This is a genomic window from Lebetimonas sp. JS032 (genome assembly GCF_000523315.1).
Lineage (GTDB): Bacteria > Campylobacterota > Campylobacteria > Campylobacterales > Nautiliaceae > Lebetimonas.
Window position 1 is genome coordinate 1 of sequence record NZ_ATHS01000003.1, and the last position, 16,395, is coordinate 16,395.

The 16,395-nt window shown below is 31.2% G+C and carries 22 protein-coding genes; 18 read left to right on the forward strand and 4 right to left on the reverse strand.

What is annotated here, in order from left to right; all coding sequences use genetic code 11:
• Positions 1 to 81: 81 nt before the first annotated feature.
• Positions 82 to 354: a putative sulfate exporter family transporter gene (locus tag DZ65_RS0109010; protein ID WP_024788289.1), complete on the reverse strand. Its 273-nt coding sequence runs from the start codon at positions 352 to 354 to the stop codon at positions 82 to 84.
• Positions 355 to 451: 97 nt separating this feature from the next.
• On the opposite strand from DZ65_RS0109010, the gene DZ65_RS0109015 reads away from it, so the two are divergent.
• From DZ65_RS0109015 to DZ65_RS0109025, 3 genes are read left to right on the forward strand one after another with little or no spacing between them, the layout of a single operon-like run.
• On the forward strand, positions 452 to 1,324 hold the full coding sequence (locus tag DZ65_RS0109015; RefSeq protein WP_024788290.1) for a LysR substrate-binding domain-containing protein: 873 nt from the start codon (positions 452 to 454) through the stop codon (positions 1,322 to 1,324).
• Positions 1,321 to 1,743 (forward strand): hypothetical protein, encoded by a 423-nt coding sequence (locus DZ65_RS0109020; RefSeq protein WP_024791612.1) that lies wholly within the window; start codon positions 1,321 to 1,323, stop codon positions 1,741 to 1,743. The genes DZ65_RS0109015 and DZ65_RS0109020 overlap by 4 nt, the downstream gene beginning before the upstream one ends.
• Positions 1,740 to 2,219, forward strand: coding sequence for a permease (locus DZ65_RS0109025; RefSeq protein WP_024788292.1), 480 nt, complete (start codon positions 1,740 to 1,742; stop codon positions 2,217 to 2,219). Before DZ65_RS0109020 ends, DZ65_RS0109025 begins: the two co-directional genes overlap by 4 nt.
• Here the strand turns inward: DZ65_RS0109025 and DZ65_RS0109030 are convergent.
• On the reverse strand, positions 2,216 to 3,175 hold the full coding sequence (locus DZ65_RS0109030) for a radical SAM protein (protein WP_035907612.1): 960 nt from the start codon (positions 3,173 to 3,175) through the stop codon (positions 2,216 to 2,218). The two genes, DZ65_RS0109025 and DZ65_RS0109030, sit on opposite strands and share 4 nt — an antisense overlap.
• Positions 3,176 to 3,242: 67 nt before the next feature.
• On the opposite strand from DZ65_RS0109030, the gene DZ65_RS0109035 reads away from it, so the two are divergent.
• The 6 genes from DZ65_RS0109035 to DZ65_RS0109060 are packed head-to-tail and all read left to right on the forward strand — an operon-like array spanning position 3,243 to position 6,676.
• Positions 3,243 to 3,596, forward strand: a complete 354-nt coding sequence (locus DZ65_RS0109035; protein WP_024788294.1) for a diacylglycerol kinase — start codon at positions 3,243 to 3,245, stop codon at positions 3,594 to 3,596.
• Between the two features lies 1 nt (position 3,597).
• Positions 3,598 to 4,734, forward strand: coding sequence for an MFS transporter (locus DZ65_RS0109040; RefSeq protein ID WP_024791046.1), 1,137 nt, complete (start codon positions 3,598 to 3,600; stop codon positions 4,732 to 4,734).
• A complete protein-coding gene (locus DZ65_RS0109045; RefSeq protein WP_024791613.1) occupies positions 4,715 to 5,146 on the forward strand; it encodes a hypothetical protein in 432 nt (143 codons plus the stop codon). Before DZ65_RS0109040 ends, DZ65_RS0109045 begins: the two co-directional genes overlap by 20 nt.
• A gap of 31 nt (positions 5,147 to 5,177) precedes the next feature.
• The gene (locus tag DZ65_RS0109050; protein ID WP_024788297.1) at positions 5,178 to 5,444 is read left to right on the forward strand and encodes a DUF2018 family protein; all 267 of its coding nucleotides are present in this window, start codon (positions 5,178 to 5,180) and stop codon (positions 5,442 to 5,444) included.
• Positions 5,437 to 5,814, forward strand: coding sequence for a hypothetical protein (locus tag DZ65_RS0109055; protein WP_024788298.1), 378 nt, complete (start codon positions 5,437 to 5,439; stop codon positions 5,812 to 5,814). The genes DZ65_RS0109050 and DZ65_RS0109055 overlap by 8 nt, the downstream gene beginning before the upstream one ends.
• A 1-nt stretch (position 5,815) precedes the next feature.
• A complete protein-coding gene (locus DZ65_RS0109060) occupies positions 5,816 to 6,676 on the forward strand; it encodes a polyprenyl synthetase family protein (RefSeq protein WP_024788299.1) in 861 nt (286 codons plus the stop codon).
• On the opposite strand, the gene DZ65_RS0109065 is transcribed toward DZ65_RS0109060, so the two are convergent.
• Positions 6,669 to 7,331 carry a ParA family protein gene (locus tag DZ65_RS0109065; RefSeq protein ID WP_024788300.1) on the reverse strand — a complete coding sequence of 221 codons (663 nt, stop codon included), beginning with the start codon at positions 7,329 to 7,331 and terminating at the stop codon, positions 6,669 to 6,671. The two genes, DZ65_RS0109060 and DZ65_RS0109065, sit on opposite strands and share 8 nt — an antisense overlap.
• A 110-nt stretch (positions 7,332 to 7,441) precedes the next feature.
• On the opposite strand from DZ65_RS0109065, the gene ppk2 reads away from it, so the two are divergent.
• From ppk2 to DZ65_RS0109090, 5 genes are all read left to right on the forward strand, one after another.
• Positions 7,442 to 8,347 (forward strand): polyphosphate kinase 2, encoded by a 906-nt coding sequence (ppk2, locus tag DZ65_RS0109070; protein WP_024788301.1) that lies wholly within the window; start codon positions 7,442 to 7,444, stop codon positions 8,345 to 8,347.
• A 108-nt stretch (positions 8,348 to 8,455) separates the two neighbouring features.
• Positions 8,456 to 9,439, forward strand: a complete 984-nt coding sequence (gene trpD / locus DZ65_RS0109075) for an anthranilate phosphoribosyltransferase (protein ID WP_024791614.1) — start codon at positions 8,456 to 8,458, stop codon at positions 9,437 to 9,439.
• Between the two features lie 13 nt (positions 9,440 to 9,452).
• The gene (gene tsaE, locus DZ65_RS0109080) at positions 9,453 to 9,866 is read left to right on the forward strand and encodes a tRNA (adenosine(37)-N6)-threonylcarbamoyltransferase complex ATPase subunit type 1 TsaE (RefSeq protein WP_024788303.1); all 414 of its coding nucleotides are present in this window, start codon (positions 9,453 to 9,455) and stop codon (positions 9,864 to 9,866) included.
• Positions 9,851 to 10,570, forward strand: coding sequence for an LPS export ABC transporter ATP-binding protein (gene lptB, locus DZ65_RS0109085; RefSeq protein WP_024791615.1), 720 nt, complete (start codon positions 9,851 to 9,853; stop codon positions 10,568 to 10,570). Before tsaE ends, lptB begins: the two co-directional genes overlap by 16 nt.
• Positions 10,567 to 11,799, forward strand: coding sequence for an RNA polymerase factor sigma-54 (locus tag DZ65_RS0109090; RefSeq protein WP_024788305.1), 1,233 nt, complete (start codon positions 10,567 to 10,569; stop codon positions 11,797 to 11,799). The genes lptB and DZ65_RS0109090 overlap by 4 nt, the downstream gene beginning before the upstream one ends.
• Here DZ65_RS0109090 and ybeY read toward each other — a convergent pair.
• Positions 11,782 to 12,195, reverse strand: coding sequence for an rRNA maturation RNase YbeY (ybeY, locus tag DZ65_RS0109095; protein WP_024791048.1), 414 nt, complete (start codon positions 12,193 to 12,195; stop codon positions 11,782 to 11,784). The genes DZ65_RS0109090 and ybeY overlap by 18 nt on opposite strands.
• Positions 12,196 to 12,273: 78 nt before the next feature.
• On the opposite strand from ybeY, the gene queC reads away from it, so the two are divergent.
• The 4 genes from queC to DZ65_RS0109120 all read left to right on the forward strand — a co-directional run bounded on the left by queC (position 12,274) and on the right by DZ65_RS0109120 (position 16,320).
• Positions 12,274 to 12,945, forward strand: a complete 672-nt coding sequence (gene queC, locus DZ65_RS0109100) for a 7-cyano-7-deazaguanine synthase QueC (protein WP_024791049.1) — start codon at positions 12,274 to 12,276, stop codon at positions 12,943 to 12,945.
• Positions 12,946 to 13,049: 104 nt separating this feature from the next.
• Positions 13,050 to 13,889 carry an acetylglutamate kinase gene (gene argB, locus DZ65_RS0109110; protein WP_024788308.1) on the forward strand — a complete coding sequence of 280 codons (840 nt, stop codon included), beginning with the start codon at positions 13,050 to 13,052 and terminating at the stop codon, positions 13,887 to 13,889.
• Between the two features lie 9 nt (positions 13,890 to 13,898).
• Positions 13,899 to 14,267 (forward strand): flagellar assembly protein FliW, encoded by a 369-nt coding sequence (fliW, locus tag DZ65_RS0109115; RefSeq protein WP_024788309.1) that lies wholly within the window; start codon positions 13,899 to 13,901, stop codon positions 14,265 to 14,267.
• A gap of 28 nt (positions 14,268 to 14,295) precedes the next feature.
• Positions 14,296 to 16,320 carry an ATP-dependent helicase gene (locus tag DZ65_RS0109120; RefSeq protein ID WP_024791616.1) on the forward strand — a complete coding sequence of 675 codons (2,025 nt, stop codon included), beginning with the start codon at positions 14,296 to 14,298 and terminating at the stop codon, positions 16,318 to 16,320.
• Positions 16,321 to 16,395 lie beyond the last annotated feature (75 nt).

Sequence of the window (16,395 nt, forward strand, 5' to 3'; positions counted from 1 at the left end):
AGATGTGTATAAGAGACAGGATAATAAATGTAAAAGTTACAATCATAGTAGATGCGAAAATTCCAGGAATTCCTACAGCCGCTATGTTTGAAATGTGATTCTGAATCCGTAAAATATGATAGCGGCCCTAAGCAGGGTTTTTGTTGAAAAATTAATTCCAGGATTCCATTCTTGGGGCAGATGATTTCTCAAGGTATTTGCATAAAAAGCTCCTATAACTATACCTATAATCAAAGGTGAAAGTCCTAAATTTTTAAAAAAAGAAAAACTTGCAATATACCATGCTGCAGTTGAAAACAGCCCCACAAATAAAATTCCGTTTAGTGTATGGGGTAATTGGGTTTTTGTAAACATATAACTCCTTTTTTTTTGTGAAATTATAAATATTTGTTTTAGGTTTAAAAAATTAAAAAAATTTGTTAAAATAATTAAAAAAATTAATGGATAAAAAATGACCCTTAAAGAATTGAATATATTTTACGAACTTTGCAAATATAATTCTCCTAGTGCGGTTGCCAAAAGATTAAATATTTCTCAAAGTGCGGTATCACTTGCATTAAAATCCCTTGAAGAGGATTTGGGAGTTAATTTATTTAACAGAATCGGAAAAAAACTTGTTTTAAATGAATACGGCCGTGTTTTTAAAGAAAAAACATATAAAAATTATACCGAGTTAATAGATGCCAAGCATCTTTTCAATGAAAATAATTTAATAGGAGAAATGAATATTATTGCCAGTAAAACCATAGGAAGTTTTGTTTTACCTGAAATTATTTATAAATTTAAACAAAATTATCCCAAAATTTCAATAAATAAAAAAAATGAAAATTCAAAATTTATTGTTAATTCCATTCTTGAGGGAAAAAGCGATTTTGGTTTTATTGAAAGTGAAATTGAAAATAAAAACATAATCAGAGAAAAAATCGGGGAGGACAGGCTGATAATTGTAAGCAGTGATAAAAAATTAAAAAAAGAATACTTTATAGATGAACTTTTCAATAAAAGATGGATTTTAAGAGAAACTGGTTCCGGTACAAGAGAAATGTTTTTAAATGCAATTTATGATATCGATTTACCTGTTTTTTATGAAACAAACTCAATAAGCGAAATAAAAATGCTTTTAAAAAATCCTGATGTAATAACCTGTATTTCCGAATATGCTGTTAAAGAAGAAATAAAAAGAGGTGAATTATTTAAAATAAAAATAAAGAATTTAAATTTAAAAAGGGATTTTTATCTTGTTTATCATAAAAATAAAATAAAAACCAAAATATTCGAAAAATTTAGTGAATTTATAAAAAAGAATTTAAAGACCATTCAATGAAAAGATTTTTTTTTATTTTAAAAAATTCTTTTAAAGAGCTAATTTTTATGCTCCCTCTTTTTTTAGCAGTAATCGGGCTTGTGGGGCTTTTTCAGGTTTTTGTATCAAAAGATTTATTGGCTTCTTTTTTTAGCGGAAATCCTGTAACGGATACGCTTAGCGGAACTGTTGCGGGGGCTGTGGCCGTGGGGCAGGCGATTGTCAGTTATATTATAGGCGGAGAACTGTTAAAAGAAGGGGTCTCAATGTATGCTGTGAGCTCTTTCATTCTGGCATGGGTAACTCTTGGTATTGTCCAGCTTCCGGCGGAAGCTGAGATTTTAGGTGTTAAATTTACAGTTTACAGAAATCTACTCTCCTTTATTTTTACCATTATTGTTTCTGTGTCTGTTGTATTGACACTAAAGTCAATAAATTGAATTTTCGTGGAATAAAATTTTTAACAAGTGTTATAGTTGTATATACAATTGTTGCTGTTTTCAATTATGATAAATTTGTTTTTGCTTTGGAAAAAAGTGAAAAAATTTTAATAAGAATAATACCGATTTTATTGGTAGTGGTTTTAATAACGGCTATTATAAATTATTTTGTAAGCCCTAAAAAACTGATTAAATATTTTTCAAATAAAAAAATGGGATATTTTATAGCTTTAATTGCGGGTGTTGTTTCCCACGGTCCAATGTACGGATGGTATCCTCTGATTGAAAATTTGATAAAAAAAGGTTTAAATTACGGATATATTGCAACTTTTTTTTATGCAAGGGCTATAAAAGTTCCGCTTCTTCCTGTTATGCTAAATTATTTCGGCTGGAAATTTACTTTTTTTATTTCTTTGTATACACTGATTGCGGCACTGATGGAAGGGCTGATTATTGATAAAATTTTTAAGAATTAAACAGCTTCTTTTTTTAAAATTCTTGAAAAATAATAATGGTTGTTGTAAAAAGTTTTTTTTATTAACTGTTTTTTTATAAGATTTTCAACATTCTGCCATGAGGCATTGGATTTTTTTAAAAATTTCTCAAGTGCGTCTTCTCTTATCGGATGCACTGATGTAATGGCAAGGATGTCTTTTTCAAAATCATTTGTATATGTAAAATTATCTCCTTCGTATTGAACTAAAAGTTCGGTGTTTAACCCGTAATCATTGAAAATTAAATATGCTCTGTTTATATCTTCTTCATCCGGAATTTGAATATTATTTTCTGCCGGAGGTCTTATTGGAATTGAAATATAGGCTTTATTAGGATTTAAAGTTTTTATAAATCCGGCTGTTTTTTTAAGGGATTCTTCATCGTCATTTATGTTTTTTACAAGCATTGTTTCGGTATTTAATAAACCTTTGTATTTTTTTGAAAAATCAATATATCCTTTTTTTATATCTTCAAAATTCAATTTTCCGTGGGGTCTGTCTATTTTTTTCCAGACGGATTTAACTGCGAAATCAACTTTTAAACTGACCCACTCAAATTGCATTAAATCGTTTTGCACATCTTCCCTGTACATTAAAGAACCGTTGGTTATTATTGCAAGTTTTATGTTAAATTCTTTTAAAAGGTTCGCTTCTTTGGCTAGATTTATGTCTAAAGTAGGTTCTCCGTCGGGCACAAATGCAAGATAATCAATTTTTTCGTTTTTTTCTTTTAAAGAAGAAATCCTTTTTTTTGCACTTAAATAAATATCCTCAGGATTATAAAAAGATTTTCTTTCAATGCTCATTTTTAAAGTGTTTCCCAGCTGGCAGTAAATACACGCATATGAACATATTTTTGCAGGAATATTGTTTATTCCCAGACTTCTTCCAAGTCTTCTTGAAGGAACAGGCCCGTATGTCAGTTTGTTTATATCCATTTTTAAGCTTTCAAATTTTTAATATTTAAAATTATAACATAGTATAATTTCATAAAAAAAGAAAAAAATGAAACCGAAATATTCTTTAAAAAACAATTTTTTATATGCAATGGACGGTGCAAAAGAAGTATTTAAAGAAGTTTCTTTCAAAATAGAAATATTCTTTTTTGTTTTGATGAGTGTTGTATTGGTAATACTTCCTTATCCTTTGTGGGCGAAAATATTTATGTTTTCAAGTATGCTTTTCCCGGTTATTGCGGAAATTTTTAACACAGCTATAGAAAAAACGGTCGATTTGGCAAGCGAAGATTTTCATCATTTGGCGAAAAAAGCAAAAGATATTTCCGCATTTGGGGTTTTTGTAAGTGTTTTTATACCTGTTTTTGTCTGGGGAGGGTTTATAATTTATTTTTGGAGTTAAAATGATAAATAAAAATATTGTGGCTTTAGGGTTTGTAAGTTTTTTTACGGATATGGCAAGCAGTATGGTTACTTCTATTTTGCCTCTTTTTATTGTTTACGTTTTAAACGAAGGTGTTGATAAACTGGGATATGTCGTTGCAATTGCAACTTTTGTGTCATATATTTTCAGAATTTTTTTTGGTTTTTTATCCGACAGATATCAGATTGTAAAACCGTTTGTTGTTACAGGTTATATAATTTCGGCCGTTACAAAACCTTTGCTTTATTTTTCACATACTTATAAAAGCATAGCCCTTTTAAGGGCTCTTGAGAGAATGGGAAAGGCGATAAGGGCGGCGAGCAAAGACAGTTTAATCAGCGCTTACAGCGGAGCTAAAAGTGGAAAAAGTTTCGGTTTTCATAAAATGCTTGACGTCGCGGGTGAAATGAGCGGGGCTGTGATTGCTTTTTTGGCTCTTTATTATCTGGGGAAAAATGAAAATATTTTCAGGGATATTTTTGTATTTACATTGATACCGGGAATCATAGCGGTAATAATTGTCGCTTTTTTTGTGAATGACGCCCCGTACAAAAGAAAAAAAACAGAATTTGATTTTTCAAAAGACAGAAAACTTCTTGGAATTTTAGTTATATATTTTCTGTTTATTTTTTTTATGTTTAACGATTCGTTTTTTATAATAAAAGCTAAGGAAGCAGGAATTGATATGGCTTTTATTCCTTTATTTATAGTGCTTTATAATTTTACTCAGACAGTTTCAAGTTATTATTTTGGAATTCAGATAGATAAAATCGGCAGTAAAAGTATTTTGTCTATAGGTTTTGTATTTGGAATTCTTTCTATGCTTATGCTTTTATACAATGAAATTGTTTTAGCTTTTATATTTTTGGGTATTTTTACGGTTTCAAGCTTAAATGCAATAAGGAGTTATATTTCAAAGTTTGCAGTGAATAAATCAACCGTTTATGGTATATTTTACGGAGGTGTCGCAATAAGCGGAGCTCTTGGGGCAGGTGTTATAGGAAATATCTGGCAGTTTTTCGGGGAAATGAAAGCCCTTTATTTTTCCTTAACAGGTTTATGTGTTGTGTTTTTATATTTTATTATAAAGGAGATTTATGTTAAAACCGATAATTGAACATCAAAAAGAGATAAAAGATATTTATAAAAAAATGAAATTTTTAAGGGATAATTTTAATTTGGAAAATCAGGATGCCTTTTATGAAGAATTAATGGATTTAATTAAAGATATAAGAAGTGAATTAGATTATCATTTTAATTTACAGTTTTATTCTGTTACAAATGAAAAAGCTAAAAAATTTGTTTTGGAAAACAAATTAGTAAGGGATATCCTTTTTAGGATGCTGGATTTTATGAAAGCAAAATGTGTGGAAAAAAGTATGGATGCGTTTTTGAAATTTGATGATTTTGAAGAAATTTTAAGGGCTTATTTTAAAAAAGAAAAAGGTCTTTTTATTCAGGAATTAAAATCGGTTTTAGATGAAAAAGAAATAGAAGAAATTGAAAATAATTTGCAAAAATTGATTTAATATGTTAAATTAAATAAAAAAAAGGTTTATTATGAATGATTTTTTTGATGAAAACAAAACACCCAAAGACAAATTTTTTGAAATTGTTTTTAATGCAAATAAAAATTTAGTAATTGACGAATTGGAAGACGTGTTCAAAAGGCTTGCAGCATTGGAAATTTTGGCTGAAGAGAGTTTTGGGGATGAAGTGGATCAAAAAATAAACGAGGTTGTTTTCAATAAATCTGATGAATTTGAAGAGATGCAAAATGATTTGTATATTGATACCATGTCAAAGATTCTGACAAAAAATGAATAAAATTTTTTTATTATTTTTACCTCTTTTTCTTTTGGCTGTGCCTCTCAGATTCCCGCATACTGTTAAATTAAAAAAAGACCAGCTTTTTAAAATGGATGTTTATTATTTAAAGAAAGTTTATCCGTTTGAGATGAGATGGACTTTATATATCAACGATATTATTACCGTTTTATACAGATATGATAATTTTCCAGGACAGGTTGAGCTTCAGCAGGTTTTTTCCCAAAACGCATTTAAAGTTCCCGTTGCCAAAATTCCCGATAATTATCCATATTTTTATATAAAATTTGACGGTTTTAATGGTAAAATTGCAATATTTACAATATATCTGTTTAACGGTAAAAAAGTAAAAGCGGATTTAAAGGAATAAAATGTATTTTGATATTTTAGATGATATGTTTAGGGATTTTGAAGAATATAAAGATATACAAAAAGGAAAAGGCGTCAGGGGTAAACTGATAACAATTATAAACCCTGAGGCTGAAAAACTGGCCGCTGTGGTAGAAGCAGTGCATTTGGCAAGTTTATTGCATGATGATGTGATTGACGAAGCCGACATACGAAGAGGTGTGAAATCCATTAATGCAAAATACGGGGAATTTAGTGCTGTTATGCTTGGGGATATTATTTATTCAAGGGCTTTTTACGAACTTGTTGATTTTGGTGAAAAAATAGCCAAAATTATTTCAAATGCAGTATATTTGCTTTCTCAGGGAGAGCTTGAAGATGTGAAACTCTCAAACAAAATAAACCTTGATAAAAATAAATATATGCAGATGATTTATAAAAAAACAGCTTCATTGATTGAAGCGGCATGCAGGGCGGCTGCACTTACAAAAGGTTTTGATGAAAACGATTTCGGATTGTACGGTAAAAACATAGGGCTTGCTTTTCAGATAGTTGATGATGTTTTGGATATTACCCAGGATGAAAAAACGCTTGGAAAACCAAATATGCATGATTTTAAAGAAGGAAAAACCACGCTTCCTTATATTTATCTGTTTGAAAGATTAAATAATGAAGAAAAAGAAAAATTGGTTTCACTGTTTAAAAAAGATTTAAATGAAAATGAAAAAAACTGGATAAAAGAGAAAATGCAAGAGGATTTGATTATAGAAAAATGTCTGCTGGAAGCCAAAAATTTGGTGGACAGTGCTAAAAAAGCAATTGAAAAATATAATATACAAAAATTAGAAATTCTGGCGGATAAAATTGTAAACAGGTCTAAATAATCTCTTTTAAAAGTTTTTCATAGGCTCTTGATATTTTGTCTTTGGGATATTTTTCCACTACGCTCATTTTATCAACAGCCATTCTCTCGATTCTTTCGTCTTTTGGAATATACGTTTTAAGATACTGTGATTTAGGAAGCTTTAAAATACATTTTATAATTTCCCTGTGCGTGGGCTTTCTTTCAAAGGCGTTTACAAAAAGTTTAATGTTTTTATTTAAATTCTCTTTTACCAGCTGGTTATAAGTCCTTAGTGATAAAATATTGGGAAGAACCGGAACAATTACAATGTCCGAATATTTTACGATGTCTTTTGTAAGGGGGCTTAAAACCGCAGGGGCGTCTATGATTATTATATCATATAAGTTTTTTATGTCCTGAAGTATTGTTTTTATCGAATTTTTATATCTTTCAAGTGAAGTGTCTGCTGGAATTATGTAGATATTGCTGTATTTTGTATTTTTGATTATTTTTTCTACAGGCTTTTTATAAATTTTTCTTTTTTTCGGATTTTTATTAAAAAAATAACTGCTAGCTCCCTGAATGTCTAAGTCCCATAATAAAACTTTACTGTTTTTGGCAGCCGCATATGTTAAATTAACAGATGTTGTGGTTTTGCCCACGCCTCCTTTTATATTATAAATGGCTATAATCAATAAAATCCCCTTTTTAAAAATTAAAAGTATAAAGTGACATTTTTTCATTTTTCAATTTTAACTTTTCACTTGTTAATTGGTATAATATCAAAAAATACCGGGGGTTGTAAATGCAGGAAATTAACATAAATGAAATTAAAAATCCGGAATATGTATTAGTCGGCAATAAAAAAATGAAACTGGATGATTTGATAAATGATTATGTTGAGTTAAAATATTCCAATAAAAAAGCGTTAAAAAAATATTTGCAGGAACAGCAGTTAAAGCCATATCAGGCCGAGCTTATAAAACTGCAAAATTATTTGGAAGAAAATTCTGTAAGAATGGTTGTTTTGTTTGAAGGAAGAGACGCAGCGGGAAAAGGCGGGACTATTAGAAGAATTGTCAGATATATGAACGAAAAACACTACCGTGTGGTTGCCCTTGGTAAACCGAGCGATGTTCAAAAAACCCAATGGTATTTTCAAAGATATGTAGAACAGTTTCCAAGAGGCGGAGAAATGGTATTGTTTGACCGTAGCTGGTACAACAGGGCAATGGTTGAACCCGTTTTTGGATTTTGCACTCAGCAGCAGTATGAAACTTTTATTGAAGAATGCCCTATGTTTGAAAAATCCCTTGTAATGGAAGGGACAATTTTAGTTAAGATATATCTTTCAATTTCAAAAGAAGAACAGGCTAAAAGGTTTGAGAAAAGAAGAAGAGACCCTTTGAGGCAGTGGAAACTAAGTGAAATAGACCTGCAGGCACAGGATAAATGGGATGAATTTACAGAAATGAAATATAAAATGCTAAAAGCAACTCACACGCATTACGCCCCTTGGACTGTTATCAGAAGTGATGATAAGCATTTGGCAAGGTTAAATGCTATGAAAGTAATTTTAAATGCCGTTGATTATAAAGAGCGCAACAATGAACTTAATTATGTGCCTGATGAAGGAATAGTCGTAAGCGGTGCAAGGGAAATTGAGATTATGGAAGCGGACAGAATCAGAAGCGGAAAGTTTGTAAGCTAAATTGAGAGTGAAAGTGTGAAAATGGTGAAAATAGTGAATGGTGAATGGTGAGTGGTGAGTAGCCAAGTTGCCAAGTTCCAAGTTAAAAATTTTTAATAAGGAGAATAAATGGAGTATAATGAGGCAAGAGAAAAATTTGAGAAACTTTTTAATAATGAAATGAGAGAAGATGAAGCAAAAGATTTTTTGATTGAACTCTATAAAAAAGGGGAAAGCCCCAGCGAAATAGCCGCCGCCGCTGATGTTATGAGAGAGCATTCCGTTAAACTCCCTGTGAGTGATGAACTAAGAGACAAATTAATTGATATTGTAGGAACGGGCGGGGATAAATCCAACAGTTTTAATATTTCTTCCACAACAGCCCTTTTAATATCATCTCTTGGAAGTGTTGTGGCAAAACACGGAAACAGAAGCATTACAAGTAAGTCCGGAAGTGCGGATATGCTTGAAGCTTTAGGAATTAATCTTAATCTGACTCCCCAAAATCAGGTAAAAATGTTAGAAGAGGCTCACTTTACATTTATTTTTGCAATAAATCATCATCCGGCAATGAAATATATTATGCCAATTAGAAAAAGTTTGAGTCATAGGACTATTTTTAATATTTTAGGTCCTCTTACCAATCCCGCCGGAGCAAAAAAATATTTGTTAGGAGTTTTTTCTCCCGATTTTGTGGAAAAAATTGCATCAGCCTTAACTCTTATGGATATAAATTCGGCTATGGTTGTAAGCAGTCTTGACGGAATGGATGAAATTTCAGTTGCAGCGCCAACCAAAGCTGTTTATTATAACGGGGTTAAATTAGAGGATTTAACAATCAGACCTGAAAGTTTTGGAATCAACGGGAAAAAAGAAGATTTAGTAGGAGGAGATGCAAAAGAAAATGCAAAAATCACCAGAGGAATTTTAGAAGGAGTTATAAAGGATGCTAAAAGAGAAGCAGTTTTATTAAATGCCGGTGCCGCACTTTTTGTAGACGGAAAAGCAAATTCAATTGAGGAAGGTTTAAATTTGGCTGCCGAAGCGATTGACAGCGGCAGGGCTGTAAAACATCTTAAAAAAATAATAGAAATCAGCAATAAACTAAAATAATGGAAAATGTATAATGGAAAATGGAAAATTTGAGATAAAAACAATTGAAGATTTAAAAAATGTAATTGATTGTATAAAAAATAGTGGTAAAAATATTATTATTTTAAGCGGGACTCTTGGAAGCGGAAAAACCACACTTGTTAAAGAGTTTGTCAAAAGGATGGGTATAAAAGAAAATGCCACTTCCCCCACTTTTGCTATTCAAAATATTTATGAAGGCATAATTTTTCATTATGATTTATACAATAAAGGTGTAAATGAATTTTTAAGTCTCGGGCTTTTGGATGAACTTGAAAAAGAGGGATATCATTTTATCGAATGGGGAGAAGATTTAACCCCTGTTTTGGAAAGTTTCGGAATTGAATATCTTTTTATAAAAATTACGATAGATAATGATAAAAGGCTTTTTGAATGTCAAAACTTATAGCAAAAAATCTTAAAAAATCTTTTAAAATAAATTTAATTATAAAAGGTGTCAGCATTGAGGCTAAAAGAGGGGAGGTTGTAGGATTACTCGGGCCTAACGGTGCCGGAAAAACAACAACTTTTTATCTAATCTGCGGACTTTTAAAACCTGATAGCGGGGAAGTTATTTATGAAAACAAAGATGTGACAAAACTCCCTTTATATAAAAAAGCCAGGTTAGGTATCGGTTATCTGCCGCAGGAGAGCTCAATTTTCAGGGATTTGAGTGTTGAAGATAATTTATATATTGTTGCGGAAGAATATTATGACAAAAAAGAAAAAGAAAAAGTGGTGGAAGATTTGCTTGAAAAATTCAATATTGAGCCTATAAGAAAAAGAAAAGGTATAAATTTGAGCGGAGGTGAAAGAAGAAGGGTGGAAATAGCAAGGGCTCTTGTCGTAAAACCCAAATTTCTGTTTCTTGATGAGCCTTTTGCCGGGGTGGACCCTGTGAATGTAAATGACATTAAGCATCTGATAACTTTTCTTTCAAAGGAAAATATCGGTATAATTATTACAGACCATAATGTCAGGGAGACGCTTTCAATATGCGACAGGGCCTATGTTTTAAAAGACGGACTTATATTGACTGAGGGCAAAGCCGAAGAAATTGTATCTCATAAAGAAGTCAGAAAAAGCTATTTGGGAGAGGATTTTTCTTTATGAAATTAAAAACAAAAATAACAAATAAACTTTCTACAAAACTGCTGAATTTTTTACCGTTTTTAAAAGCAAGCGTAGATGATTTGTTTGAAGAAATAAATGAAATTTCAAAAGAAAATCCTTTTTTGGAGGTTAAAAACAAAAGATTTATTACAATCAGTAATCTTAAAAATGCCAACACTGACGAAATAGAAGCTTTAACCACTTCTAAATCTACTTTATATGAAACATTGATAAAACAGATAGAAAATTCCCACTTTTTCCCTACACAGAAATCAAAAAGCATTGCTTTAGAAATTATCCAGGATTTAAACAATGAAGGTTATTTTGAAGGTGATATTAAAAAAATAGCGCAAAAAACAGGTGTGGAGCCTGAAAAAGTGGAAAAAATAAGAAAACGTTTTATTTATCTACAGCCCTCAGGTGTAGGTGCAAAAGATATGAAAGAAGCTATGCTTTTTCAGATTGAAACTCTGAATATAGATGAAAAGGTATATAGACTTTCAAAAGCCATAATAAAAGATTTGGAGCATATAGACAGATATGTTGATGAAGATGGTTATGAAGAGAGTTTAAAAGTAATAAAACAGCTTAACATTATTCCTGCGGGTGAATTTTTTAAGGACGAGGAAATTATTCCTGAAATTATAGTTTTAAATAATGACGGAAATCTGGAAATAAAACTAAATGACGAACATTATCCCGAAGTAAATATAAATAAAAAAGAATTAAACAATGAATATGTAAAAGAAAAATTTAAAGAGGCGAGAAATATAGTCGAAGCACTTGAAATGAGAAAGGAGACTTTAAAAAAAATTGCCCTTATGATTGTTGAGATTCAGTATGAATTTTTCTTAGGCGGAGTTATAAAACCCATGAAAATAAAAGATTTGGCTGATGAGTTGGGATATGCGCCTTCCACTATCAGCAGAGCTATTGCAAACAAATATCTTTTATGTGACAAAGGTACAATACCTCTTAAAAATTTTTTTTCTTTCGGCCTGGATGAAGAAATTTCAGCAAGACAGATAAAAGAAGAAATAAAAGAGCTTATTAAAAATGAAAATAAAAGCAAGCCTTTAAGCGACGATAAATTAACGGATATTATAAATGAAAAATATAATCTTAATTTAGTAAGAAGGACTATTTCCAAATACAGGGACGCCCTTGAAATCCCCAGCTCCAGAGAGAGGAAAAAACTTTATAAAATCAATTTAGCTTCTAACAATTAAACTTTCAGGCAGATTGAATTTTTTAATTATTTCAGCCTCTTTTTGTCTCATCTCCCCGTTGTCAATTTCATGATCATATCCAAGCAGGTGCAAAAGCCCGTGGATAAAAAGCAGTGTTATTTCTTCATCAATTGAGTGACCAAAATTAACAGAGCCTTCTTTTGCCTTATCAATTGAAATTACAATACTGCCAAGTGGCATACCGGGAATATTTTCAAGAGGAAAACTTAATACATCTGTGGGTTTATCCAGTTTGCGGTATTCTTTATTTAAAGCTTTAATTTCATTATTATCTGTTAAAATCAGTTCTATATCTTTATCTGTGAGATATTCATAAACCGGTTTTAATTTGTTTATATTAAAATTATAATTACTCCTGTTGTCAAAATCTATCATTATTTTCCTTTTTTTAGTAAAATTATAATAAATAATGTAAATTTTTGATTAAGGCAGTGTTTAATATTAGGAGTAAAAATGAAAAAAGCCGTTGTAATTTTGAGCGGTGGAATGGATTCCACTACAGCTTTGTTTATTGCAAAAAAAGAAGGATATGACATAATACCTGTTCATTTTAATTATGGACAAAGAACCCAAAAAAGGGAATTAAAAGCATTTAACGATATTTGTGAATTTGCAAAAATTACCAATAAGTATATAATTGATTTGCCTTTTTTTACCCAAATCGGGGCAAGCGCCCTTGTGGATACACATCTTGAAGTGCCGACGGAGGGGATAAAACCCGGAATTCCGATTACATATGTTCCGTTTAGAAACGGTATATTTCTTTCAATTGCAGCAGCTATTGCGGAAAAAGAAAAAGCATGCGCCGTTTTTATAGGGGTTGTGGAGGAAGACAGCAGCGGTTATCCGGACTGCAGGGAAGATTTTATAAAAAAAATGCAAAATGCAATTAATGCCGGAACGAAACCTGAAACCGTTATTGAAATTAAAACCCCTTTAATTCATCTAAAAAAAGAAGATATTGTAAAAGAAGCCATTAAAGTCAATGCGCCGCTTGAACTTACCTGGAGCTGCTATAAAAATGAAGAGGAGGCCTGCGGAGTATGCGACAGTTGCAGACTAAGGCTCAAGGGCTTTGAAAAGGCGGGAATAAAAGATCCTATTAAATATAAAACGAGTTTGTAATGGTAAGCAATTTAATATTTAACAAAAAAATAAGAAATAATTTATTTAAACAGTTTTTTAAAGAAATAAAAGAATTTATAGATTTCATTTTTTAAAGGGATAAAATGCAAAAAAAGATAAAAACGGTTGAAACACTTCTTGACGCCCTTCCTTTTATAAAGGAATTTTACGGAAAAACAATTGTTATAAAATACGGCGGTGCGGCTCAGATTGACGAAAGATTAAAAGAGAGTTTTGCCATTGATATTACTATGCTTTATATGGTCGGGATAAAACCTGTTATTGTCCACGGCGGAGGCAAAAGAATTACGGAAATTTTAAACGCCCTGAATGTAAAAACTGAATTTAAAGACGGAATAAGAGTTACTACAAAAGAATCAATAAAAATTGCCGAAATGGTATTAAGCGGTGAAATTAATAAGGAAATAGTGAATATGTTAAATCAGCACGGGGCAAAAGCAATAGGTATAAACGGAAAAGATATGTCTTTTATGAGGGCTAAATCTTTAATGGGATACACCGGAAAAATTACTTCGGTTAACGGGGTTTTTATAAATAAATTGGTTTTGGAAAACTTAATTCCGGTAATTGCGCCGATAGCGGCAGGGGAGAGTGCAACTCATCCGGGATATAATATCAATGCAGATACCGCTGCAAGTGAAATAGCCGCTTCCCTTAAAGCTAAAAAAGTGATATTTTTAACGGATACGCCCGGAGTTTTGGATAAAGAGAAAAATTTAATTTCTTCTCTTACAAAAGAAGAAATAGAAAATTTAAAAAAAGACGGCACAATTGCCGGAGGAATGATTCCAAAAGTTGAAGCTGCACTTGATGCAGTGGAAAAAGGGGTTGAAAAAGCCCATATTATAGATGGGCGAATAGAGCATTCCATTTTGCTTGAATTATTAACAAGCGAAGGAATAGGGACAGAAATTAAAAATTAAGGAGAAATGATGAAATTTTCAGTTAAAAAACCGATTTTTGGATTTGAAAAAATAAACGAAGTGGAACTTCAAAAGATTGATGAAACGTTTGCAGTTTTAAAAGATGTTAAAGGGAATGTTTTATTTACATTGATTAATCCTTTTATTTTAAAAAATAATTTTGATTTTGAAGTGCCAAACGATGTAAAAGTACTTTTGGATTTGAATGAAAATTCTGATATAGAAGTGTTTTGCAATGTTGTAATGAAAGAGCCTATTACAGAAGCGGTTGTTAATTTTAAAGCCCCTTTTATTTTTAATAAATCAAACAAAACCTGTTCCCAGATTATTTTAGATAATGAAGGTTATGCAAAAATAGGAGAATTTATAAAAGAATAATAGTATAATTCCACCAAAAAGGGTGCTTTTGCCTTTATCGAAATTAAATAAAGAACAATTTGTCGCTGCAAGCGCTCCGCTTGGTCATAATTTGGTAATAGCAAGTGCCGGTACGGGAAAAACTTCAACAATTATAGGAAGAATCGCATATCTGCTTCAAAACGGTTTAAAACCGGAAGAAATACTGCTTTTAACCTTTACAAACAAAGCCGCAAATGAAATGAAAGAAAGGGTTTCTCGCTTTATTCCGAGTGCTAAAAATATTGAAGCAGGAACATTTCACGCCGTAAGTTACAGATGGTTAAGGAAATTAAATAAAAATATAGTATTAAAAACACCTAAAGATATGAAGATTTTATTCCGTTCTATTTATGCAAAAAGGGATTTTAACAGAATATTGGGGGAAGAAAAGCCTTACAGCGCCAATTATCTTTTTGAACTTTATTCTATGTTTTTAAATTCAAATGAAGAAAATTTTGAGAATTTTTTAGAAAAAAAAGCACCCAGCCAGCTTGAATATTCAATTATTTATGAGGATATATTTGAGGAATATGAAGAAATTAAAAAAAAACATAATCTTGTTGATTTTGATTCACTGTTAATATATATGATTAATGAGCTCAAAAACGGAATTGAAAATCCATATACGGAGGTATTGGTTGATGAATACCAGGATACTAATCCCCTGCAAAACGAATTTATAGAAAATGTTAAAAAAAATCTTTTTTGTGTCGGGGATTATGACCAGAGTATTTACGCCTTTAACGGAGCGGATATTAATATTATTTCCACATTTGATAAACGATATAATAATGCAAAAATTTTTACACTGACGAAAAATTACAGAAGTTACGGGGAAATTTTATCAATTGCAAATAAAGTGATAGCCTATAATCCGAGAGTTTATCCAAAAAGTTTGGAAGTGACAAGGGGATATTCGGGAGAATTTCCAAAAGTATTGATTTATAACGATACATTTGAGGAATATAGAGACTTGGCAAACAGGATTTTAAATTCCACTACGGCAAAAAACGAAACAGCGGTACTTTTTAGAAACAATTCATCGGCAGATGCCATTGAGGCGGTTTTAAGGGAAAAAGGAATTGAATGCAGGAGAAAAGGCGGGGTCGGTTTTTTTGAATCAAAAGAAATCAAAATAACCCTTGATATGTTATATTTTATTTTAAATCCCAAAGACATTATGTCTTTTATTCATATAGTGGAAAATGCAAAAGGAATAGGAAATTCCATCGCAACCGATTTATTTGAGGCTTTGAGTGTTTTGGGAAACGGAAATGTGATAGAAGGGTTTTTAAAACCGGATTTGAATAAAAAAATATTTACAGCAAAAAAGACATCTTATCAGTTGGGTCTTTTTGATGATTTTATAGAACTGGGGAGTTTAAGCAGATTTAAAAATTTGGGATTTGAGGAGAAATTTTTGGAAAATCCTATTTTAAAACATCCCAAACTTGGAATTGAAGGCGCCGAATTTTTATATAATTTTTATCTGTTTTTAAAAAGAATAAAAATTTTAAAAAACCCACATTCTATTTTTAATGAACTTATTCATTCCAAAATATTTGATCATATAATTTCAAATTTGGCAAAAGAGCGTTCCCGTGACAAAAACGGAAAAATAGATACAGCTTTGTATGAAGAAAAAAAAGATGCAATAAAAAGAAAAGTGGAAATTTTAAAAAATTTACTTAAAAATTATTCATCTTTGGAAAAATTTATAAATGCGTTGGTACTCGGGGGAAATGAAATGAGCGAAGGCAGGGGTGTCAATTTATTAACGGTGCATGCAAGTAAAGGATTGGAATTTAAAGAAGTTTATATCGTGGATTTAATGGAAAAAAGATTTCCGAATATCAAACTTTCAAAACCGGCAGGGGGAATTGAAGAAGAGAGACGCCTTTTTTATGTAGCCGTAACAAGGGCGAAAGATAAACTTTTTTTTATGCTGGCAAAAAGAGACAGAATTAAAAATATACAATACGCTCCAAGCAGATTTTTAAGTGAGGCGGGATATAATATAAGTGAGTGGTGAGTGGTGAGTGGTGAGTGGTGAGTGGTGAGTGGTGAGTGGTGAACTTGCCCGGCCGATTGAAAAGCGGCGGGGTGG